20 protein-coding genes and 1 pseudogene are annotated in these 20,533 nt (G+C 71.2%); 8 read left to right on the forward strand and 13 right to left on the reverse strand.

Annotated elements, in window-relative coordinates; translation table 11 throughout:
• Positions 1 to 23: 23 nt before the first annotated feature.
• Genes OG202_RS43440 through OG202_RS43450 form a run of 3 tightly spaced genes read right to left on the reverse strand, consistent with a single transcriptional unit; the run spans position 24 to position 2,283 of the window.
• Complete coding sequence (locus OG202_RS43440) at positions 24 to 836, reverse strand: acetoacetate decarboxylase family protein (protein ID WP_327726539.1); 813 nt, start codon at positions 834 to 836, stop codon at positions 24 to 26.
• A gap of 14 nt (positions 837 to 850) precedes the next feature.
• Positions 851 to 2,089: an NAD(P)/FAD-dependent oxidoreductase gene (locus OG202_RS43445; protein ID WP_327726538.1), complete on the reverse strand. Its 1,239-nt coding sequence runs from the start codon at positions 2,087 to 2,089 to the stop codon at positions 851 to 853.
• Between the two features lie 5 nt (positions 2,090 to 2,094).
• Positions 2,095 to 2,283, reverse strand: a complete 189-nt coding sequence (locus tag OG202_RS43450; protein WP_005484148.1) for a ferredoxin — start codon at positions 2,281 to 2,283, stop codon at positions 2,095 to 2,097.
• A gap of 212 nt (positions 2,284 to 2,495) precedes the next feature.
• Here OG202_RS43450 and OG202_RS43455 point away from each other — a divergent pair, with 212 nt between their 5' ends.
• Both OG202_RS43455 and OG202_RS43460 read left to right on the forward strand, forming a co-directional pair.
• Positions 2,496 to 3,851 (forward strand): glutamine synthetase family protein, encoded by a 1,356-nt coding sequence (locus OG202_RS43455; protein WP_328224538.1) that lies wholly within the window; start codon positions 2,496 to 2,498, stop codon positions 3,849 to 3,851.
• Between the two features lie 20 nt (positions 3,852 to 3,871).
• Positions 3,872 to 5,170 carry a cytochrome P450 gene (locus OG202_RS43460; protein ID WP_327726536.1) on the forward strand — a complete coding sequence of 433 codons (1,299 nt, stop codon included), beginning with the start codon at positions 3,872 to 3,874 and terminating at the stop codon, positions 5,168 to 5,170.
• A gap of 53 nt (positions 5,171 to 5,223) precedes the next feature.
• On the opposite strand, the gene OG202_RS43465 is transcribed toward OG202_RS43460, so the two are convergent.
• From OG202_RS43465 to OG202_RS43480, 4 genes are read right to left on the reverse strand one after another with little or no spacing between them, the layout of a single operon-like run.
• Positions 5,224 to 6,093, reverse strand: coding sequence for a sugar phosphate isomerase/epimerase family protein (locus OG202_RS43465; RefSeq protein ID WP_326574204.1), 870 nt, complete (start codon positions 6,091 to 6,093; stop codon positions 5,224 to 5,226).
• Positions 6,090 to 7,106, reverse strand: a complete 1,017-nt coding sequence (locus OG202_RS43470; protein ID WP_327726535.1) for a Gfo/Idh/MocA family oxidoreductase — start codon at positions 7,104 to 7,106, stop codon at positions 6,090 to 6,092. The genes OG202_RS43465 and OG202_RS43470 overlap by 4 nt, the downstream gene beginning before the upstream one ends.
• 41 nt (positions 7,107 to 7,147) lie before the next feature.
• Positions 7,148 to 8,584, reverse strand: a complete 1,437-nt coding sequence (locus OG202_RS43475) for a sugar porter family MFS transporter (protein WP_326574202.1) — start codon at positions 8,582 to 8,584, stop codon at positions 7,148 to 7,150.
• An 8-nt stretch (positions 8,585 to 8,592) separates the two neighbouring features.
• Complete coding sequence (locus OG202_RS43480) at positions 8,593 to 9,543, reverse strand: TIM barrel protein (RefSeq protein ID WP_327726534.1); 951 nt, start codon at positions 9,541 to 9,543, stop codon at positions 8,593 to 8,595.
• A gap of 257 nt (positions 9,544 to 9,800) precedes the next feature.
• On the opposite strand from OG202_RS43480, the gene OG202_RS43485 reads away from it, so the two are divergent.
• On the forward strand, positions 9,801 to 10,802 hold the full coding sequence (locus tag OG202_RS43485) for a LacI family DNA-binding transcriptional regulator (protein WP_326574200.1): 1,002 nt from the start codon (positions 9,801 to 9,803) through the stop codon (positions 10,800 to 10,802).
• A gap of 92 nt (positions 10,803 to 10,894) precedes the next feature.
• On the opposite strand, the gene OG202_RS43490 is transcribed toward OG202_RS43485, so the two are convergent.
• Complete coding sequence (locus tag OG202_RS43490) at positions 10,895 to 11,899, reverse strand: sugar ABC transporter substrate-binding protein (protein ID WP_326574199.1); 1,005 nt, start codon at positions 11,897 to 11,899, stop codon at positions 10,895 to 10,897.
• Between the two features lie 167 nt (positions 11,900 to 12,066).
• Here OG202_RS43490 and OG202_RS43495 point away from each other — a divergent pair.
• The 3 genes and pseudogenes from OG202_RS43495 to OG202_RS43505 form a co-directional block, all read left to right on the forward strand.
• Positions 12,067 to 12,234 (forward strand): annotated as a pseudogene (locus OG202_RS43495) (CAP domain-containing protein); the annotation flags it as partial.
• Positions 12,235 to 12,381: 147 nt separating this feature from the next.
• The gene (locus OG202_RS43500; protein WP_327732049.1) at positions 12,382 to 13,248 is read left to right on the forward strand and encodes an AraC family transcriptional regulator; all 867 of its coding nucleotides are present in this window, start codon (positions 12,382 to 12,384) and stop codon (positions 13,246 to 13,248) included.
• A 93-nt stretch (positions 13,249 to 13,341) separates the two neighbouring features.
• A complete protein-coding gene (locus tag OG202_RS43505; protein ID WP_327726532.1) occupies positions 13,342 to 14,517 on the forward strand; it encodes an FAD-dependent monooxygenase in 1,176 nt (391 codons plus the stop codon).
• A gap of 340 nt (positions 14,518 to 14,857) precedes the next feature.
• On the opposite strand, the gene OG202_RS43510 is transcribed toward OG202_RS43505, so the two are convergent.
• The 3 genes from OG202_RS43510 to OG202_RS43520 all read right to left on the reverse strand — a co-directional run bounded on the left by OG202_RS43510 (position 14,858) and on the right by OG202_RS43520 (position 16,572).
• Positions 14,858 to 15,265 carry a RidA family protein gene (locus tag OG202_RS43510; RefSeq protein WP_327732048.1) on the reverse strand — a complete coding sequence of 136 codons (408 nt, stop codon included), beginning with the start codon at positions 15,263 to 15,265 and terminating at the stop codon, positions 14,858 to 14,860.
• A 194-nt stretch (positions 15,266 to 15,459) separates the two neighbouring features.
• Positions 15,460 to 16,125: a DUF6215 domain-containing protein gene (locus OG202_RS43515; RefSeq protein ID WP_328224539.1), complete on the reverse strand. Its 666-nt coding sequence runs from the start codon at positions 16,123 to 16,125 to the stop codon at positions 15,460 to 15,462.
• 216 nt (positions 16,126 to 16,341) lie between these two features.
• The gene (locus tag OG202_RS43520; protein ID WP_328224540.1) at positions 16,342 to 16,572 is read right to left on the reverse strand and encodes a hypothetical protein; all 231 of its coding nucleotides are present in this window, start codon (positions 16,570 to 16,572) and stop codon (positions 16,342 to 16,344) included.
• Between the two features lie 15 nt (positions 16,573 to 16,587).
• On the opposite strand from OG202_RS43520, the gene OG202_RS43525 reads away from it, so the two are divergent.
• Positions 16,588 to 17,607, forward strand: coding sequence for a Gfo/Idh/MocA family protein (locus OG202_RS43525; RefSeq protein ID WP_326585502.1), 1,020 nt, complete (start codon positions 16,588 to 16,590; stop codon positions 17,605 to 17,607).
• 112 nt (positions 17,608 to 17,719) lie between these two features.
• On the opposite strand, the gene OG202_RS43530 is transcribed toward OG202_RS43525, so the two are convergent.
• Together OG202_RS43530 and OG202_RS43535 are read right to left on the reverse strand one after the other, a co-directional pair.
• Positions 17,720 to 18,760 (reverse strand): L-idonate 5-dehydrogenase, encoded by a 1,041-nt coding sequence (locus OG202_RS43530; protein ID WP_327726530.1) that lies wholly within the window; start codon positions 18,758 to 18,760, stop codon positions 17,720 to 17,722.
• A 26-nt stretch (positions 18,761 to 18,786) separates the two neighbouring features.
• Positions 18,787 to 19,557: an SDR family oxidoreductase gene (locus OG202_RS43535; protein WP_326574195.1), complete on the reverse strand. Its 771-nt coding sequence runs from the start codon at positions 19,555 to 19,557 to the stop codon at positions 18,787 to 18,789.
• A gap of 160 nt (positions 19,558 to 19,717) precedes the next feature.
• Between OG202_RS43535 and OG202_RS43540 the strand changes: the two genes are divergently transcribed.
• The gene (locus tag OG202_RS43540) at positions 19,718 to 20,485 is read left to right on the forward strand and encodes an IclR family transcriptional regulator (RefSeq protein ID WP_327726528.1); all 768 of its coding nucleotides are present in this window, start codon (positions 19,718 to 19,720) and stop codon (positions 20,483 to 20,485) included.
• Positions 20,486 to 20,533 lie beyond the last annotated feature (48 nt).

Genomic DNA, 20,533 nt, shown 5'->3' on the forward strand with positions numbered 1-20,533 from the left:
CAACCCGTACTTCGACGACGGCCTTACTCGGCGCTCGCCCCCGACGACCCGGACTCCAACAACCGCCCGCCGTCCCAGACAACCCCCACCTGCCGGTAGTACGCGGCGATCGGCTCACGAACCTCCAAGCGAGCCAACTCCTCCGTAGGCGCCTCGAACAGCTCCAACTCGGCCTCGCCGACCCACGGCTGACCCCCCTGGAAGGAAGCCGCGCCGGTCTCGATCAACTCGTCCAGCGCCAACCCCTTCCCCTTCTCGATCGACGGCAGCCACCGGTGATGAGCCATGGGATGCGCGTTCACGAACCCGTTCGTCTCCGCCGGCTCCCGCAGCGTCACCACGGCCTGCGCGAGCCGCCGATCCGCCGCGGCCAACGTCGCCCCGAACCGCGCCCCCGCCTCGATCCGCGGAGCGGGCCCGTACGGATGGGGCCGCGTCTGGTGGATGGACCCGAGCTTCTTCGGATACCCCTGGTGCAGCCCGCGGGCGATCGCGAAGTCCTTGTCGACCCAGATGTGGACGCACCGCGAGTACGTCCGCCCCTTGTACGCGCAGCGGACGACCGCGAAGGCCTCCTTGTACTGGGAGAGCACGGGGTCGAGCAGCTCCGCCCCCGAAGCCGAGCAGGACTGCCAGTCGGCCCAGATCAGCGCGACGGCACCGGGGTCCTCGTCAGCCAACTCCAAAGGCTCCGGCAGCAGTTCACGCACCCGCGCGGGATCCGTGCGGTACTCGACGGTGAGCAGGTCGCCCGAGTAGTGCCAGGGAGGGGACGGAATCAGCGACGAGGCACCGCTCGCCGTCTTCGGATGGAAGTATCCACGCACACTGGTCATGGTCAGGAAGGTCCTTATGCGGTGAGGGCGGGCTGCTGGAGCAGTTCGGCGCGGTAGCGGGCGGCGGCGGACACGGTGGCGGGGCCGCCGAGCGCGACGACTCCGACCAGCCGGCCGTCGTGGTGGTAACCGACCAGGACGTCGGCGGCCGGGTCGCCGTCCAGGACCCGCACGTCGCCCTTGCCGAGCACCGGCGCGCCGAAGGACTGGAGGCGGAAGTCGTGCTGGTCGCTCCAGAAGGTGGGCAGCGGCGCGAAGGGTGGCACCTCGACGCCGGTGAGGACCTTCGCCGCGTGCTTGGCCGTGTCGGTGGGGATGGACCAGTGCTCGACCCGGCGGGGCACGCCGTCGTAGCGGGCGTTGGGGAATCGGGCGACATCGCCGACGGCGACCACCTCGGGGCGCCCGCCGACCCGCAGCCGCTCGCAGGTGAGCACGCCGTCGGACAGGTCGAGACCGTTGCCCTCCAGCCACTCGACGTTGGCGACCGAGCCCACCGACTCCACCACCACGTCGGCGGGCAGCACGGTCCCGTCGCCGAGCACCACACCCGTGACCCGGTCCTCGCCCTCGAACCCGGCGACGCCCGTGCCGAGCGCGAACCGCACCCCGCGCTCCTCGTGCCGCCGCAGCAGCGCGCGCCCGAGCAGCTCGCCGAGCGGACCGACCATGGGCAGCGGCAGCGGATCGACCACGGTCACCTCGGCGACACCGAGGCCCACGGCCGTGGCGGCGACCTCGCAGCCGATGAACCCGGCGCCGATCACGACCACCCGGGCACCGGGCCGGGTCAGCGAGTCCCGCAGACCCTGGGCGTCGGCCAGCGTACGGACCGTGTGGCGGCCGGCGAGCGGGCCGGAGCAGCCGAGCCGGCGGGGCCGCATACCGGTGGCGACGACCAGACCGTCGTACGACAGCGTCGAGCCGTCGTCCAGCTCGACGGTCCGCTCGGCGAGGCGCGCGGCGACGACCTTCGTGCCGAGCCGCCACTCCACGTCGGCGACGCTCGCGCGGGGACGGAAGGCCAGCGACTCGAAGGGCGCCTTCCCGGCCAGCACCTCCTTGGACAGCGGGGGCCGGTTGTAGGGCATGTGGGGCTCGTCGCCGATGACGGTCACGGCCCCGGTCCATCCCGCCGCCCGCAGCTGCTCCGCGGCGCGCAGACCGGCCATGGAGGCGCCCGCGACGACGATGCGGCCTGTCCCTGCTCCTGTCCCCGTCCCCGTCCCTGTCGCTGTCCCTGTTCCTGTCATGGGGCTCAGCCCTCGATCCGGATGGCCTGGAGCGGACAGACGTCGGCGGCCTCCTCGACCTCGTCGAGGAGCGCGTCGTCGGGGTCGCTGACGTAGGCCAGGCGCCCGTTCTCGTCGAGCTGGAAGACGTCGGGGGCGGCGAAGACGCACTGTCCGTGGTCCTGGCACTTGTTCATGTCGACGACGACCTTCATGGCCGGTCCTCCTGGGAGTCAGGGCGTCGGGCGGGGTGGAGAAGCGAACGGAGAAGAAGTTCGTTTGGCTTCAAACAACATAGGAAGCCGTCTTCTCCTGGTCAATACCTGTCCAGGTGGATAATTTTTTGTGGCCGACCCCTTGCGGGCCGATGGAGTCGTTCTTATCGTTTGGCATCAAACAATTGACCTCAGCCGCCGAGGAGACAACGGTGAGCGCATCCGAAACACCGGCCGTCGGGCACTACCAGGAGCGGCTGGCCGCCGAGGGGATCGACGTGGTCCGGGTGACCTACCCCGATCTCATCGGCACCGACCGGGCCCGCGACGTGCTGCTCGACCAGCTGCCGACGGCGTGCGAGCACGGGCTCGCCTTCTGCCGGGCGGTCTACCACACCTCACCCCAGGGGGACGTCGTCCCAGTGGCCGGAGGCCTGGACGCCGGCCTGCCCGACATCCACGTGCGCCCGGACCTCGACACCCTGCTCGCACTGCCCTGGGAGCCCGGAGTCGCCACCTGCCTCGGCGAGAGCATCGACCCCGCGACCGGGGCACCCGCCCCCGAGTCGCCCCGCGACCTGCTGCGCTCGGTGCTCGCCCAATGTGCCGAGCACGGCCTGAGCCCGGTGGTCGGACCCGAGCTCGAGTACTTCCTCTGCGACGAGGACCCCGCGTCCCCGAGCGGCTGGAAGCGCTACTCGGGCGCCACCGGCGTCGTCTACACGGCAGGTCTGCGCGCCGACCCCGACAACCACCTGCTGCGCACCCTGCGTCACCTCCGCGATCTGCGCATCGGGGTCACCACCGGCAACCACGAGTTCGACGGCGGCCAGTTCGAGATCAACCTGACGCATTCGGAGGCGCTCTCGGCCGCCGACCGCTCCTTCCGCTTCAAGGCCGCGGTCAAGGAACTCGCGCGCAAGGAGGGCCGCCTCGCCACCTTCATGGCCAGGCCCTTCAACGACGCGGGCGGCTCCGGCTTCCACCTCCACCTGTCCTGCGACGACGAGCAGGGCCGCAACGCCTTCGACGACCCCGCGGGCCGGTACGGGCTGTCCGGCACCGCCCGCCAGGCCATCGCCGGCGTCCTCGCCCACGCCCCGGCGCTCGCCGCCCTCGCCAACCCGACGGTCAACTCCTACAAACGGTTCGGCCCGGACACCCTCGCGCCCTGGCTCATCGACTGGGGGCTGGACAACCGCAGCGCCATGCTCCGCATCCCACCCGAGCGCGGCCCCGGAGCCCGGCTCGAACTGCGCCTCGGTGACGCCGGCGCCAACCCGTATCTGCTGATCGCGGGCACGATCGCCGCCGCGCTGCTCGGCGTCCGGGCCGGCGAGGAACCCCCCGCCCCGCTGGAGGGCTACGGCTACGACACCGCCCGAGCGGCCGTACTGCCGATGAGCCTGCCGGCCGCCCTCGACGCACTGGAGGCCGACACCGCTCTCACCGAGATCCTCGGCAAGGACTTCACCACCTCGTACCTCAGCTACAAGCGCGACGAGGTCGCACGCTTCCAACGGCACGTCACCGACTGGGAGTTCACCGAGTACGCCTACCACCTGTGACGCCCGGGAGACCCACGACCATGACCACTTCCGCCCACCTCCCTCCGGTAAGCGAAGCCGTCCAGGAGCCCATGGCACTGGACGACGTGGACCTCGCCGACCTCGACAACTTCACCGACGGCGTCACCCCGTGGCGCATGTTCCACACCCTGCGCCACCAGGACCCGGTCCACTGGCAGCCGGAGGAGGCCCCCAACTCCGGCTTCTGGGCGGTCACCCGGCACGCCGACATCGCCCAAGTCGACCGCGACGCGGAGACCTTCACCTCGACGAAGTTCGTCAACCTGGAGGAGGTCGACGAGGACCAGATCAAGAAACGCGCCTCCATCCTGGAGCTGGACGGAGTCCGCCACCGCGCGCTGCGCAGCGTGATCCAGCGCCAGTTCGGCGCGAACGTCATCAACAGCTACACCGACTTCCTGCGCGGCCTGACCGCCACCACCCTCGACACGGCCCTCGCCAAGGGCACCTTCGACTTCGTCGCCGACGTCTCCGCCGACTTCCCCATCAACGTCCTCGCCCGGCTCCTCGATGTCCCGCCGGAGGACAACCAGCGGCTCATCGACTGGGGCAACCGCATCATCGGCAACACCGACCCCGACTACGCCGACGTCCTCCTGCACAGCGCGGAGAGCGAGCGGTACCGCGATCTGCCGTTCCGCTCGCCCGCCTCCCTCGAAGTCTTCGAGTACGGCCGCGACCTGGCCCGGCGGCGCCGCGGCGGCGACGGCACCGACCTGGTGTCGAAACTCGTCAACACCACCCCGCGCGACGGCATCCCGCTCTCGGAGCAGGACTTCGACAACTACTTCCTGCTCCTCGTCGTCGCCGGCAACGAGACCACCCGCCACACCATCACGCACTCCATGCTGGCCCTGCTCCAGCACCCGGAACAGCTCGCCCGCCTCCAGGAGGACCCGTCCCTGATCCCGGTGGCGACCGAGGAGTTCCTGCGCTGGGCGTCCCCCGTCTACCACTTCCGCCGCACCGCGACCCGTGACGTCGAACTCGGCGGCAAGCAGGTCAAGGAGGGCGACAAGGTCGTCATGTGGTACGCCTCCGGCAACCGCGACGAGGAGGTCTTCGCCAACCCGTACGACCTCGACGTCGCCCGCGCCGACAACGACCACGTCACCTTCGGCAAGGGCAGCCCGCACCTGTGCCTCGGCAACCTGCTGGCCCGCACCGAGATCCGCATCATGTTCGAGGAGCTGATCCCGCGCCTCGCCGGCATCCGCCTCGTCGGCGACGTCCCGCGCGTCCGCTCCAACTTCGTCAACGGCATCAAGAAGCTGCCGGTCGAGGTGACCCTGGCCTGACACGCCCTCGGGCACCGGCGGGGGAGATGCCCGTCGGTGCCCGAGTCACGTCGTCAGCGGGCGAGTTCCTTGGTGATGCGGTCCCGCATGAACGCGGACGACTCCTTCGCCCGCTCCTCCCAGGCGAAGACACAGGCGGTGGCCACACCGTCGAAGTCCAGCTCGCGCAGGGTGCCGAAGAAGGCGTCCCAGTCGACCTCACCCTGGCCGATGTCCAGATGCTGGTGGATACGGGCGGTCGTGCCGGGCGGGTTGAGGATGTAGCGCAGCCCGCTGGAGCCCTTGTGGTTGAAGGAGTCGGCGATGTGCACATGCTTCAGCCGGTCGCCGGCGTACCGCATCATCGCCGCGATGTCCGCGCCGACCTCCGAGGCTCCGGAGAGGTGGAAGGAGTGCGGGGCGCAGTACAGATAGTTCACCCAGGGCTTGTTGATCGCGCGGACGAGGTCGACGGCCGGGGTGTTCTCCTCGCAGAAGTCGTCCGGGTGTGCCTCCAGGTTCAGGGCGATGCCCTCCCGCTCGAACAGTGGCAGCAGCTCCTCCAGCGAACGCCAGAACGCGGCCTCGCTCTCGGCGGCCCGCTCGGGGCGGCCGTTGAACTCCGAGTTCATCAGCGGGCAGCCGAGGTCGGCGGTGATCTCGATCATCCGCTTCCAGTGGCGGACGGCGGTCCGCCGTTCGGTCTCCTCCGGTGAGGACCACTTGTAGAGCGGCAGCACGGAGGACAGCTGGACGCCGTGCGTGCGCAGGGAGTTCTTGAGTTCCGCGACGCGTCCGTCGTCCGCCCGCGGATGCAGGAAGAACGGCATGAAGTCGTCGCGCGGCGACAACTCGAGGTACTCGTAGCCGAGTTCGGCGACCGTGCGCACCATGTCGTCGATGGGCAGCGCGCGGAACATGTAGGGGTCGAGGGCGATCTTCACGCGATGCCTCCGTAGAGTGCGGGCCGGGGCTTGAGGTCGGTGGAGACGACACGGCCCGATTCCAGGGCCTCGACGGTCGCGCCGGTGATGACGGTGGCCGCGTAGCCGTCCCAGGCCGAGGGGCCGGTGGGTTCGGCGCCGGCGGCGACGCCCGCGATCCACTCGCGGAACTCGGTGTCGAAGGCGTCCGTGAAGCGGCCCACCCAGTCGGTGAGCACCTCCGTGCTGTGCCGCCCCGCGCTGCGCAGACCGACCGTCGCCGGGTCGGGCAGCCGGACCAGCCCCTCCTCGCCCACCGCCTCGCACTGGATGTCGTAGCCGTACTGGCAGTTGACGAAGACCTCGAGATCGACGCGGACACCCTTGGCGGTCTCGAAGAGCATGATCTGCGGGTCCTTGAGATGGGCGAACCGCCTGCTCGTGGCACGCGGTGTGACCACCTGAGTGGACACGATCTCGTCGTCGAGCAGCCAGCGCAGCACGTCGACCTCGTGCACCGCCGTGTCCAGGGCGGCCATGGCGGAGGTGTACGACTCCGGGACGGTCGGGTTGCGGTGGGCGCAGTGCACGATCAGCGGCTCACCGATGCGGCCGGAGTCGATGACCTGCTTCATCTGCCGGTAGCCGGCGTCGTAGCGGCGCATGAAGCCGACCTGGACCAGTCGGCGGCCGAGCGCCGTCTCGGCCTCGACGACGCGCAGACAGTCCTCGGCGGTCGTCGCCAGCGGTTTCTCGCAGAACACCGGCTTCCCGGCGGCCATCGCGTGTCGCACGTGCTCGGCGTGCGTCGGCCCCCAGGACGTCACGAGGACGGCGTCGACGTCGTCCGCCGCGATCAGGGCCGCGCCGTCGGGCGATACCCGGGCCCCGACCGGTGCCGCCGCTTCCTCGGCGCGGGCGGCGTCGATGTCGGTCACGGCGGTGACGCGGGCGCCGGTGACGGTGTGGGTGAGGCGCCGGATGTGTTCCTTGCCGATCCAGCCGGCGCCGATGACGCCTACACGTACGGTCATGGTCGTTTTCCTCTGATCCGTTGGACAAGGTGAGCGAAAGGTCAGGAGAAGCGCGCCCGGAGTTCGGCTTCGAGGGATTCCAGCGAACGCCCCCTGGTCTCGGGGACGTAGCGCTTCACGAAGGCGAGCGAGAGGACTCCCGCCACCACGAAGAGGAAGAAGGTGTGGGAGACGCCGATCCCGGAGACCAGGGACGGGAAGACCAGTCCGATCAGGAAGTTGGTCAGCCACAGCACCACCGCCGCCACACCCATGCCGAAGCCGCGCATCCGCATCGGGAAGATCTCCGACAGCATCAGCCAGGTCACCGGTGAGATGGCGCCCTGCTGGAAGGCGAGGAAGGTGACGGTCATCGCGAGCACGGCGTACGCGCGGCCGTCACCGGCGGGCAGGGTGAGGGAGAAGACCCCGATCAGCAACAGGGCGGCCGTGGTGCCGACCTGACCGGTCATCAGCATCGGTCGGCGGTCGACTCGGCCGAGCAGCCAGATACCGACGAAGGTGGCGAGCACCGAGATGACACCGTTGGCGATGTTCGCGGTCAGCGCGCTGTCGGAGGCGAAGCCGGCGTCGGTGAGGATCTGGGTGCCGTAGTACATGATCGTGTTGACGCCGGTGATCTGCTGCACGATCGCGATGCCGAACCCGACGAACATCAGCCTGCGCACCCACGGCGTGGCCCGCATGTCGTGCAGGCCGCCGAGCTTCTCCTGCTCCTCCTTGACCGCGAGCGCGGACACCTCGCTCAGCTCGGCCTCGGCCCGCTGCCGGGACCGCACCTGCCTGAGCACCTCCAGGGCGTCGCCGAAACGCGCCTGGGAGGCCAGCCAGCGCGGGCTCTCCGGCATCACCAGCATGCCGAACCAGAGCACGACGGCCGGAAGCGTCGCGAGCACCAGCATCCAGCGCCAGACACCGCCGGACTCGCCGCCGACCCGTGCGATGACCGCGTTGGAGGTGAAGGCCAGCAACTGCCCGGTGACGATCATCAGTTCGTTGCGGGTGACCAGCGCGCCCCGCCGCTCGGCGGGGGAGATCTCCGCGAGGTAGACGGGCACGGTCACCGACGCGCCGCCCACCGCGAGGCCGAGCACGAAGCGGGCCACGACCATGACCGCCGTGTTCGGCGCCAGCGTGCAGCCCAGCGCGCCGACGAAGAACACCACGGCCAGGACGAGGATCGTCCGGCGGCGCCCGCGCGCGTCCGACATCCGGCCGCCGACGACCGCGCCCAGGGCCGCCCCCAGCAACAGCGAGCTGGTGACCATGCCCTCGGTGAAGGGCGTCAGACCGAGGTCGTCGGTCATGTACGGCAGGGCACCGTTGATCACGCCGGTGTCGTAGCCGAAGAGGAGCCCGCCGAAGGTGGCGATGAGTGTGATGAGCCGCAGCCGCCGGGAGACGGCCGGGGGCGCGTCGTCCGAGACCGTGGTGGCGGATGTCGTGCCGTCCTTGGCGGTGCCGTCCTTGACAACCATGGGCGCTCCTACCGTTCGAGGGTCGGACGCCGGGTACCCGTCAGCCCGCAGCCCGACAGCTGCTCACGGGTGCGTACGGCGATGGGCAGCGGCACCTCGGGCGCGCACGGGTACAGGTCCTGCTCGACGATCACGAACAACTCGGCGTCCAGCCGGGCGAGTTCGGCCACCACGTCGGCCGGGTTCGGCACCCCGGAGGGTGGCGAGACGCACACCCCGCGCCTGACGGCTTCGCCGAACGACAGGTCCTCGGCGGTCACTTGGGCCAGGACGGCCGGGTCCATCTGCTTGATGTGGACGTATCCGACGCGCTCGCCGAACCGGCGGATCAGGTCGAGGTTGTCGCCGCCGCCGTAGGCCACGTGCCCGGTGTCCAGGCAGAGGTTGGTGTACCGGGCGTCGGACTCGTTCAGCAGCCGCTCGATCTCCGGCTGGGTCTGGAGGTGGCTGTCGGCGTGCGGGTGGACGACGAGGCGTATGTCGTACTCGTCGAGGAGCAGCCGGCCGAGCCGGTCGGCGGCGCGCCCGAAGCCGGCCCACTGTTCGGCGGTCAGCTCCGGCGGCTCGGTGAAGGCGCCGGTCTTCTCGTCCCGGTACATCGGCGGAATGAGGACCAGGTGGTGGGCGCCCGCCGCCGCCGTCAGCGTGGCGACCCGGCGGACGTGGGCGAGCGTCTCGTCCCACGCCTCGGGCCGGTGCAGCGCGCCGAAGGCGGTACCGCCGGACACCTGGAGCCCGCGGGCGTCGAGTTCGTCCTTGAGCCGTCGAGGGTCGGTGGGGAGATAGCCGTACGGCCCGAGCTCCAGCCATCGGTACCCGGCCTCGGCCAGCTCGTCGAGGAAGCGGGGGTACGACACCTGGTGCTCGTCCTCGGGGAACCACACGCCCCAGGAGTCGGGGGCGGAGCCCAGGCACAGGTTGCCCGCGGTGGTGCGGAGTGGGGTTGGCGCCGTTGCCATGACGTGTGTCCTTCGGGGAGAGGGGCAGGGACGACCGGAGGGTGTCGCGCTCTACTAGCGCGCTCTAGTTCGAGTACGATGGCCCCTGTCCAAATGTCATGTCAATAGCCTGTCGTCGGGAGATCGCGTGACCACGGACCTCTCGTGTCCTGCGTGATCCACACGACTCCTGCGTGATCCACAGGACAGGCCCTAAGGTGGGCGGCGAACGGAGGGTGGGTTCACAGGTGGATGCATCGGGCAGGCGGCGGCCCACGATGGCGGACGTCGCCGCGAGGGCGGGCGTCTCCCGGGCGCTCGTCTCGATCGTGTTCCGCAACCAGCCGGGAGCGAGCGAGGAGACCCGGGAGCGGGTGCTGAGGGTCGCCGACGAGATCGGCTACCGGCCCGACAGCGCGGCCCGGCTGCTGGCGCGCGGCCGCAGCCGCACGCTCGGCGTGATGTTCACCGTCCACCAGACCTTCCACACCAACCTCATCGAGGGCATCTACCCCGAGGCCGAACGCCTCGGCTACGAGGTCCTGCTCTCCGGCGCCACCGGGAGCCGCAGCGAGGAGAAGGCCGTCGAGGCGCTGCTCAGCCACCGCTGCGAGGCCCTGATCCTGCTCGGCTCCTTCGCCGAGCCCGACTTCCTCGAAGGCCTGGGGCGTCGTACCGTCGCCGTCTCCGTCAGCCGCCGGGTCCCCCGCGCCCACGTCGACTTCGTGCACTCCGCCGAGGGCAAGGGCGTACGGCAGGCGATGGACCACCTTGTCGAACTGGGGCACCGGCGGATCGTGCACCTCGACGGCGGTCGGGGCCCCGGCTCGGCCGAGCGGCGGCGTGCGTACCGGGCGGCGATGCGCCGCCACGGCCTGGAGCCCGAGGCCCGTGTCGTTCCCGGTGACCACACGGAGGAGTCGGGCATCGAGACCGGCCGACTTCTCCTCGCCGAACGTGACCGGGGGCAGCCCCTGCCGACGGCCGTCCTCGCCGGCAACGACCGCAGCGCGATGGGCCTGTTGATGTCCCTGACCCGATCCGGCGTCGAGGTGCCCCGCGACCTGTCCGTCGTCGGCTACGACGACAGCCATCTCTCCCATCTGATGCCGATCGGTTTGACCACCGTCCGCCAGGACGCGGTGCTGATGGCGGAACACGCGGTGCGGTTCGCGGTGGAACGGCTGGAGAAGCCCGAACTGGAGCCGCGTGAGGCGGTGTTGGAGCCCAAGCTGGTGGTACGCGGGACCAGTGGGCCGGTTCCGGCTGACGGTGCGTAGCTCCGGGCCCCGGGCAGGTGGAGCGGCCGGCATCGCGTGGGCGGTGCCGGCCGCTCCTGGCGGTGCCGTCGAGCCGATGCGGGCCGCAGGGGTCAGCGGGTGCCCTTCGCCGCGAACTCGGCGACGTCGTCCACGTTCTCCTCGGTGATGAACGCGGGGCCCGTGAGGACGGGTGCGGTGCCGCCGCCGCTGAAGTTGCCGTTGTTCCTGTACAGCCACAGGCCGTCGACGGCGAGGTAGCCCTGGAGGTAGGGCTGTTGGTCGACGGCGAACTCGACGTCGCCGTCCTTGACCGCCCGCACCAGATCCTCGTTGAGGTCGAAGGTCGCGACCTTGGCCTCGCTGCTCGCGTCGGACACCGACTGCACGGCGGTCAGGGCGATCGGGGCGCCCAGAGTGACCACCCGGTCGATGGAGGAGTCCTGCTTGAGCTTGGCGGTGATCGTCGCCTTCACGGAGGGCATGTCGGTGCCGTTGACGTAGAGGATGTCGGTGGTGCCGCCGAAACCCTTCTTGAGACCGGCGCACCGGGCCTCCAGGGCGACCTGCCCCTGCTCCTGGATGACACACAGGGCGTGCTCGGCGCCTGCCTGGTCCAGGCGCTCGCCGAAGGCCTGGCCGGCGATGTTCTCGTCCTGGCCGAAGTACTCCAGCATGCCGAGTTCCTTCCAGTCGTCGACGCCTGAGTTGAAGCCGACGACCGGGATGCCCGCGGCGGTGGCCTTGGCGACGGCGTCCTTCATGGCGTCGGGCTTGGCGGCGGTGAGCGCGATGCCGTCGACCTTCTGGTCGATCGCGTTCTGTACGAGGTTGGCCTGGTTGCCGGCGTTGGGGTCGGCGGAGTAGACGAGCTTGATGTTGTCCTTGGCGGCAGCCGCCTGGGCGCCCTTGCGGATGAGGTCCCAGAAGGTGTCGCCGGGGGAGGCGTGGGTGACCATGGCCACGGTCATACGCGGGGTGTCGGCCCTGCCCGCGGCCGTGGAGTCCCCGCCCTCCTCCGACTTCTTGCCGCCGGAATCGCTGGAGCAGCCGGCGGCGAGCAGGGCGCCGGTCAGGACGGTGGCGGTCAGAGCGGCGACTCGATGGTGTCTGTGCATGTCCCTCGCACCTCGCTGTGCTGGTCAGGGTGGGTGTGCGGACCTGACGTCCGACGACTAGCGCGCTTCACTAGTGCGCTCTAGTGGCATGACTATGGAGCCGCCCCAACGGGGATGTCAACGGGTATGTCAGGACGTCTCAACAAAGTGGGGTGGCAGGGGCTCGCGTGCGGCCGTGGAAGTCGAGCGAGGTATTGCATGAGGAACGAGCGCGAAAAGCCTCCGGCCACACCACGCCCGAAAGCGTCATGGCCGGCTGGATGGACAGCGGCGGCCACCGCGCGAACACACTGAGCCGCCGGTTCGAGGAGGGCGGCGTCGGCCTCGTCCGGTCCGGCAACTCCAGGACCCGGGACTTCGGCACGGCCCGCCAGGAGTCGACGGCGACCGCGGTCGCCGTACCCGACCGGAGCGGGCACAGGATGTCGGGTGCGGCAGGGTGGCTGCTTCCTAACGTGGTGATCGAAAGGAAGGAGGCCGGGGTGCTGGAGCGGCTGAACCAGGCCATGGAGCACATCGAGCGCCATCTCGACCAACCGATCGAGGTGGCCGACCTGGCACGGATCGCGGTGACGTCGGAGTACCACCTGCGGCGGCTCTTCTCCGCGCTCGCGGGCATGCCGCTGTCGGAGTACGTGCGGCGTCGGCGGCTGACGGTCGCCGGCGCCGAGGTACTGGCCGACGGGCAGACCCTGCTGGAGATCGCCGTGCGCTACGGCTACGGCTCGGGGGAGGCGTTCGCGCGGGCGTTCCGTGCCCTGCACGGCGTCGGCCCCGGAGAGGCCCGGCGCACCGGTGCCAGTCTGCGGTCCCAGCCCCGGATGTCCTTCCGCCTCGTCGTCGAAGGGAGCAGCAGCATGCAATACCGAGTCGTGGAGAAGGAGGAGTTCAGGGTGGTCGGGAGGAAGACCCGTGTCCCCCTCGTGCACGAGGGGATGAACCCGGCGATCGCCGACTTCATCCGGAGCATCGGGCAGGAGACCCTCGGCCGGATCGAGAGCCTCTCCGATCAGGAGCCGAAGGGAATCGTCTCGATCAGCGACAACCTCGACGCCGGCCGGGCCGAGGGGACCGAACTCGACTACTTCCACGGGGCGGTGACCCGCGCCGCCGTGCCCGAGGACATGGACGAGCTCACCGTCCCGGCGGGAACCTGGGCCGTCTTCGAGAACTCCGGGCCGTTCCCGCAGGCGCTGCAGTATCTGTGGCGGGACGTGTTCACCCAGTGGTTCCCGTCCAACCCGTATCGGAGCCGCCCCGGCCCCGAGATCCTGCGGACCCGGCTGTCGCCGGACGCGACGCGGGCGGACGCGGAACTGTGGATTCCGGTGGAGCGGACCCCGGTCTGAGCGCCGGGCGCGCGGCGACTTCACGTCGTCGCGCGCCTGCCCCCGGTCCTCGTCCGCCGGTAGCGTGGAACGACGTCGACCTGAGGTGGGGGCATGAGGGCGATCGTCGTGGGGGCGGGCATCGGGGGACTGGCCGCGACACTGAGTCTGCGGCGCGCCGGGTGCGAGGTGACGCTCGTCGAACAGACACCCGAGTTCACCGAGATCGGTGCGGGGATCCAGCTCGCGCCCAACGCCACCCGCGTCCTGCGCCGGCTCGGACTGCTCGACGCGGTCGCCGCCCGGTCCACCCGGCCGTCCCGGCTGAGCTTCCGTACGTGGTCCGACGGCGGCGAGATCTGCCACTTCGCGCTCGGGCGTGCGGTCGAGGACGCCTTCGGGGCGCCGTACCTCCAGGTCCACCGGGCCGATCTGCACCAGGCCCTGGCCGCCGCGGTGCCGCCCGCGTCGGTGCGGCTGAACACCGTGGTCGTGGGCATCGGGCAGGACGACAAGGCGGCGCAGGTGACGACGGCCGACGGGGAGCACCTGGTGGCGGACCTGGTGGTCGCGGCGGACGGCGTACGGTCCTCGGCCCGGCAGTGGCTGTTCGGCGCCGACGAGGCGTTGTTCTCGGGGACCGCCGCGTACCGGGCCCTGCTGCCGGCCGAGCAGGTGGCCGACCTGGACCTGCCGGAGTACGCGCTCTGGCTCGGCCCGGGACGGCACTTCGTGCACTACTGGGTGCGCCGCGGGGAACTGCTCAACGTCGTGGGCGTCGTCGGCACCGACAGGGCACAGGAGTCCTGGACGGCGCGGGCCGAGCCGGAGGAGCAACTGCGCGCGTTCGACGGGTGGGATCCCCGGGTGCTCGGCCTCCTGGGCCGGACGGGGACGGTGCTCCGCTACGGCATCCACACCCGCGCCCCGCTCGCCCGCTGGAACATCGGGCGCGTCACCCTGCTCGGCGACAGCGCCCACGCGATGGTGCCGTTCCAGGCCCAGGGCGCGGCGCAGGCCCTGGCCGACGCGGCCGTGCTCGGCGACTGCCTCACGGACGCGGCACCGGCCGACGTACCCGACGCGCTGGACCGGTATGCGAACCGACGGCTGGCCACCGCCACACGGGTGCAGGCCGGGTCCGCGCGGGCCGGCGAGGACTACCACCTGCCGGACGGGCCGGAGGCACACGCCCGCAACGCCCGCCTGGCCGCCCAGGCGGACGAGAACGGATTCGGCCCCCATGCGGCGGCGTGGGGGGTCGACGCGTTCGACGAGCAGACGTCGTAGGACCTGCCCGCCGCGGTGAGGCGGTCGGATCGGGGCGAGGGCCGTCGTCGGGCCCCGCGCCCCCGTCGCATCGCAGGACGAGACGGGCAAGGAGGGCCCGATCCAAGCGACTTGAGGCTCGGGTCCCTTCCCGCCCTCGCGGTCCCCCGGAGTCCGACTTCCTGGGAGAGCGGGCCCGGGGAGCGGATGTGCGGCCGGTCGTCGGGACCGGCGCGGGTGACGGTGGCCCGCGCCGTGGACGTCGGCGACCAGTGACTCGGTGAGGACGTCGTGCCGGGTGCCGGCGGCCACGACGTGCTACCCGGCCTGCCCGCCTCCGCCCCGCCATGTCATCCCACCGTCAGTCGATGACCGCGGTGGCCTCGATCTCGACCAGGTGTTCGGGGATGTCCAGGGCCGCGACGCCGAGGAGTGTGGCGGGCGGGACCGGGGTCGTTCCCAGCTTCGCGGTCGCCCGGGAGATCCCGTCCATGAGGGCGGGCATCTTGTCGGGCGTCCAGTCGACGACATGGATGTTGAGCTTCGCCACGTCGTCGAACGAGGCGCCGGCCTCGGCCAACGCGGTGCCGACGTTGAGGTAGCACCGCTCGACCTGGGCGGCCAGGTCGCCCACGCCGACGGTGACTCCGTCGGCGTCCCACGAGACCTGCCCGGCGATGAAGACCAGCTTCGAGCCGGTCGCGATCGACACCTGCCGGTACGCGTCGATCTTCGGCAGTCCGCCGGGATTCACCAGGGTGATGGCCATGTCGTACGCCTCCTTGTCATGAGCGTCCGTGGGATCCACGTGCTCTCCTGTGGTTACTCGGGAACCGTAGGAGAGTGGCCGGCGACCGGGAAGAACGCACTTTTCGGTGACCGGGGAACCTCGTGGTGACCCAGCAGCTCAGCGGCCTGCCCGGGACGCGGACCTGTCCGGTGCCGAGGCTCCCTGACCACTCGTCAGGCGGCCGGCTTCCAGCCCGGGAGCGTCGGCAGGACCTTTTCCGCGACGCGGAACAGGGCCTCGTCGTCGGGTGTCTGGGAGTCCTGGCGCCAGATGACGAGTTCGAAGGTGCTGCCGCTGTCCTTCGGGTCGGTCGCCACCAGCAGCCGGCGGGCGACGCCGCCGGGGCCGGACTGGGGATCGCTGCCGTCGAGTCCGAAGGAGATGGCGATGGTCCGGTCCGAGTAGAGGACCGTCGGGTGTCCCAGGACCGTCCTGGTCTCGGCTCCGGCGCCCAGGTAGCCGACCGACTCGGTGACCGGGAGGTCCTCGTAGGACGCCGAGAGCTCCACGGTGTAGGTCTCCAGGTCGACGGTCGCCTCGGGGGTGACGGTCTTGGTGCCGCTCGCCCAGGTGGACTCGCTCTCGCCGCCCGACGCGGTCACCGCCTGTTCGGTCGGTGTGCCGAGGAGCTTGGGCAGGTCGGAGCGGTTCAGCGCGGTGCAGAGCTGCGCACCGGAGGCCTTGCCCCGGGGCGCAGGCGAGGCGTCGTCCGAGGACGAACAGACGGCCGGCCCCACGCTCTCGGGCGTCTGGTCGAGGATCTCCGTCAGGAACCACATGGCTCCCACGATCATCCCGACGGTCGCCACCGCCGAAAACACCTGGGCCCCCGTGCCCATTTCCTGTCTGGAACCGGATCTGGAACCGGATCCGGAATCGGTAACGGACGCCGTTCCGGATTCGGCCCCGGAAGTCGCTCCGGAATCGGCGAAATCGTCGGCCATGTCCCCCACGTCCCCCATGCCCCCACCTTGATGTGCACACGCCCCCCGTGCGCCGGGGGAGCCTAACCGGTGATCGTCAGGAGGGGAAACGGGATTCCGCCGAGCGCGCGGTCACGACGAGCCGTACGGCGCCGCGCGGCGGATCGGCGTGAAACGACTGGTGCGGATCAAACCGCGCCCCCAGCGGACGCGAGCGGACAGCTCCACCGCGGCGGCGAGCAGCCGGTGCTCACCGGGCCCGCCTTCGTCGACAAGGACAATGTCGCCGAGGTCGCGGAGCTCGCCGAGTTCGCCGAGTTCGCCGCGAAGGGCACCCGCCGACCGCCGCGAGCGCGGCCCCACGAAAGGAAGAAACGGATGTCTGAGCAGGGCTCACTCGGTGTCGCCGTCATCGGCACCGGCCGGATGGGCGCCGACCACGTGCGCCGGATCACCGACGTGATCAGCGGCGCCCATGTGGCCGCCGTCGTCGACCTCGACACCGACCGGGCCAAGGCGATCGCCGCCGGCATCGAGGGGTGTGTGTCCTACGGCGACGCCGCCGAGGCGCTGGCCGCACCGGGCGTGGCCGCCGTCCTCGTGGCCTCCCCGGGCCCCGCCCACGAGGCGGCCCTGCTCACCGCCTTCGAGCACGACCTTCCCGTCCTGTGCGAGAAGCCCCTCACTCCGGACTCCGCCTCCGCGCTGCGTCTGCTGGAGGCCGAGCAGCGGCTGGGTCACCGCAGGGTGCAGGTGGGTTTCATGCGCCGCTACGACCGCGAGTACGTCAAACTCAAGGCCCTGTTGGACAGCGGCGAGCTGGGCCGGCCGCTGCTGCTGCACAACCGGCACCGCAACGCCGAGGCCCCGCCCGGGTTCACCGACGCCCTGGCGATCAACGACTCAGTGGCCCACGAGATGGACGTCACCCGCTGGCTGCTCGGCCAGGAGATCACCGCCGTCACCGTGCTGCGGCCCCGGCCGTCCGCGTACGCCCCCGAGGGTCTGAGCGACCCGCAGTTCGTCGTCTTCGAGACCGACGGCGGTGCCGTGGTCGACGTCGAGATCTTCCTCAGTGCCCGCTACGGCTACCAGGTCCAGGCGGAGGCGGTCTGCGAGAACGGCACGGCCCGCATCGGCGACGGACACGACATGCTCGTCAACACGGCGGGACGCTGGGGCGGTACGGTCACGCCGAGCTACATCGAGCGCTTCGAGGACGCCTACGACCGTCAGGTCCAGGCCTGGGTCGACGCCACCCGCCGCGGCGAGGTCACCGGACCGAGCACCTGGGACGGGTACGCCGTCGCCGCGGTCTCCGAGGCGGGCGTCCGCGCCCTGACCGAGGGCGTCCGCGTCGAGGTGGAACTCGTCGAACGCCCCGCCCTCTACCGCTGACCTGCGACGGCTCAGCGCCGAGCGGCCCGCCGCGCAAGGCCTCGTCCTGCGGCGCGGCGGCGTCCGGAGGGCCGCGCAGCCCCCGGGACCTTCACCGCGGCCCGACGTCTGCTCACGCCTCCCCGGACAGATCCAGCAGCACCTTCGACGCGACCGTGCGGTCCTGAGCGGTGTCGAACGCGGTGACGGCCCGCTCCAACGGGAACGTGTGCGTGACGACCGGGTCGACAGGGAGGCCCTGGGCCAGCAGGGACAGGGCCTCGTCGAACTCGGTGTCGAAGCGGAAGGACCCGCGCAGTTCCAGCTCACGGGTGACCACGACATTGCCGAGCAGCCCGATCTCCCCGGGCGGCAGCAGCCCGAGCATGACCACGGTGCCGCCCCGCCGTACCCGCTCCACACAGCTCCGCAGTCCGGCCGGTGCCCCGGACGCCTCCACGGCGAGGTCGAAGACACCGGCCCAGGCGGGATCGTCGGGCCGGTCCGCCCGTGCGAGGGCGGTGGCGCCCACCTCGCCGGCGATCCGCAGCGGCTCGTCGTGGAGGTCGCTGACGACGACCTCGGCGGCGCCGGCGTGCCGCAGCGCCGCCACGACCAGACAGCCGATCGGACCGGCCCCGGTGACCAGGACCCGCCTGCCGCTCACCTCGCCCGCCCGGCGTACGGCGTGCAGCGCCACCGACAGCGGCTCGGCGAGCACGGCACGGCGCAGATCGAGCCCGGGCGGGAGCGCCCTGACCTGGTCGGCGGGCACGGTGATGCGCTGCGCGAACCCGCCCTGCACATGCGGGGTGTGGGCCGCGCTGCCCAGATAGCGGGTGTGCGCGCAGACGTGGCGCGTGCCGCGCGCGCACTCGGGGCAGACCCCGCAGGGCGTCGCCGGATGGACCGCGACGGCGGAGCCCACCTCCGGAGCGGTCGGCCCCGCGACGCCGGGGCCGAGGGCGGCGACATGGCCCACCACCTCGTGGCCGAGCACCAGGGGCTCGCTCACCGCGAAGTCGCCCACCCGGCCCCGGTGGTAGTAGTGCAGATCGGAACCGCAGATCCCGCCGAGGGCGACGGCGACCGCGATCTCCCCGGGTGCGGGACCGTCGTACGGCCGTTCCTCGACCCGGAGGTCGCCGACTCCGTGGACAACACACGCGCGCATGGGGACTCCTTGAGGGGGCGGCAGGGTCACAGGACAGACAGCATGCCGCCGTCGACGTACAGCAGCTGCCCGTTGACGAAGTCGGAGGCGGGAGAGGAGAGGAAGAGCAGGGCGCCGACCAGGTCCTCGACCTTGCCCCAGCGGCCGGCGGGGGTCCGCCCCCGCACCCAGGCGCTGAACTCCTCGTCCGCGACCAGCGCGGAGGTCAGCTCGGTGTCGAAGTAGCCGGGGCCGATGCCGTTGACCTGGATGCCGTGCGGCCCGAGGTCGGCGCACATGCCCTTGGTGAGCATCTTCAGGCCGCCCTTGGTCGCCGCATAGGGCGCGATGCCGGGGCGTACCGCCTCGCTCTGCAGCGAGCAGATGTTGATGATCTTGCCGTGGCCCCGGGGGACCATACGGCGGGCGACCTCGCGGCCCACGAGGAAGGCGCTGGTGAGGTTGGTGTCGAGCAGGCCGTGCCAGTCCTCGTCGGTGAAGTCGAGGAAAGGGGCGCGGCGTTGGGCGCCGGTGTTGTTGACCAGGATGTCGACGGGGCCTGCCCCGTCCTCGATCCGGGTGACGGCGGCGGCGACCGAGGCGGGGTCGGTGACGTCGAAGGCCTCCGCGAGGACCGCCTCTCCGAAGGTCTCGGCCAGCTCCGCGCGGGTGCTCTCCAGGGCGACGGCGTTTCGGCCGTTGAGAACGACCGTGCAGCCGGCCTCCAGCAGACCGACGGCCAGCGCCCGGCCGATGCCGCGGCTCGATCCGGTGACCAGGGCGACCTTGCCGGTGACGTCGAAGAGGGGGTGGCTCACGAAGACCTCTTTTCCCACTGAGTGGAAACTCTGTCTACTCAATGGAAAATATCGTCGGCGTGGCGGGTGGCCGATGTCAACCACGGGGTGGCGTGCCGTGCACGAGCGCCGAGTGCCCCGCTCAGCGGGAGGCCTTTCCGGTCAGTGGTAATTTGCCGCTGTGAGTGGCGGCGAGGTACCGGCGGATGTGGTCGGACGGGCGATCCGGCTGCTCGTCCTGGTGGGCGAGCACCCGCAGGGCATCACCCTGTCCGAACTGGCCCGAGCCAGCGGCGTGCCCGTCAGCACGGCCCACCGGCTGGTCACCTCACTCCGCCGCGAGGGCCTGGTGGAGTTCGAGGCCGACGGCAAGCGCTACAAACCGGGCCTCAAGCTCTTCCAACTCGGCCAGCAGGCGGGCCAGGTGTACGGATTCGCCGGCACCGCCCTCCCCGTGATGCAGCGCGTGACACGGCAGACCGAGGAAGCCACCCTGATGTCCGTCCTCGACGGCACCCGGCATCTGTACGTGCACTACGTGGACGGCCCCCTGCCGGTCGGCGTCCGCAGCGAGCCGGGCCGCCACGGTCCGCTGCACTGCACCTCGATGGGCAAGGTCCTCCTGGCCTTCGCCCCCGACGACGTACGCGCCGACCTCCTGGACCGTGTCGAGCTGACCCCGCACGGGCCCCACAGCATCACCGACCGCGACGTCCTGCGCGCCCAGGTCGCCCGCGCCGCCGAACTCGGCTACGCCACGGCCGACGAGGAACACCACCCCGGACTGCGCGCCGTGGCGGTCCCGATCCTGCGCCCCGACGGCACCGTCTTCGCCGCCCTGTCCACCGCCGCGCCCGCCTTCCGCCGAGGCATGGACGACCTGGTCGCCATGGTGCCGCTGCTGCGGTCGGCGGCGGCCGAGCTGGGCGTCCGGCTGCCCGCCCGCTGACGCACCCTCCCCACGGGCCCCGGAGGAGGGGGATCCTCACTCCGGGAG

Source organism: Streptomyces sp. NBC_00310, assembly GCF_036208085.1.
Taxonomy (GTDB): Bacteria; Actinomycetota; Actinomycetes; order Streptomycetales; family Streptomycetaceae; genus Streptomyces.

Excerpts from the sequence above, each read along its gene's own strand:
- OG202_RS43440 (WP_327726539.1), bottom strand. The coding sequence starts at position 836 with ATGACCAGTGTGCGTGGATACTTCCATCCGAAGACGGCGAGCGGTGCC.
- OG202_RS43510 (WP_327732048.1), bottom strand. The coding sequence starts at position 15,265 with ATGGCCATCACCCTGGTGAATCCCGGCGGACTGCCGAAGATCGACGCG.
- OG202_RS43450 (WP_005484148.1), bottom strand. The coding sequence starts at position 2,283 with ATGAAGGTCGTCGTCGACATGAACAAGTGCCAGGACCACGGACAGTGC.
- OG202_RS43475 (WP_326574202.1), bottom strand. The coding sequence starts at position 8,584 with ATGGTTGTCAAGGACGGCACCGCCAAGGACGGCACGACATCCGCCACC.
- OG202_RS43505 (WP_327726532.1), top strand. The coding sequence starts at position 13,342 with ATGAGGGCGATCGTCGTGGGGGCGGGCATCGGGGGACTGGCCGCGACA.
- OG202_RS43490 (WP_326574199.1), bottom strand. The coding sequence starts at position 11,899 with ATGCACAGACACCATCGAGTCGCCGCTCTGACCGCCACCGTCCTGACC.
- OG202_RS43470 (WP_327726535.1), bottom strand. The coding sequence starts at position 7,106 with ATGACCGTACGTGTAGGCGTCATCGGCGCCGGCTGGATCGGCAAGGAA.
- OG202_RS43480 (WP_327726534.1), bottom strand. The coding sequence starts at position 9,543 with ATGGCAACGGCGCCAACCCCACTCCGCACCACCGCGGGCAACCTGTGC.
- OG202_RS43460 (WP_327726536.1), top strand. The coding sequence starts at position 3,872 with ATGACCACTTCCGCCCACCTCCCTCCGGTAAGCGAAGCCGTCCAGGAG.
- OG202_RS43525 (WP_326585502.1), top strand. The coding sequence starts at position 16,588 with ATGTCTGAGCAGGGCTCACTCGGTGTCGCCGTCATCGGCACCGGCCGG.
- OG202_RS43445 (WP_327726538.1), bottom strand. The coding sequence starts at position 2,089 with ATGACAGGAACAGGGACAGCGACAGGGACGGGGACGGGGACAGGAGCA.
- OG202_RS43485 (WP_326574200.1), top strand. The coding sequence starts at position 9,801 with ATGGCGGACGTCGCCGCGAGGGCGGGCGTCTCCCGGGCGCTCGTCTCG.
- OG202_RS43515 (WP_328224539.1), bottom strand. The coding sequence starts at position 16,125 with ATGGGCACGGGGGCCCAGGTGTTTTCGGCGGTGGCGACCGTCGGGATG.
- OG202_RS43530 (WP_327726530.1), bottom strand. The coding sequence starts at position 18,760 with ATGCGCGCGTGTGTTGTCCACGGAGTCGGCGACCTCCGGGTCGAGGAA.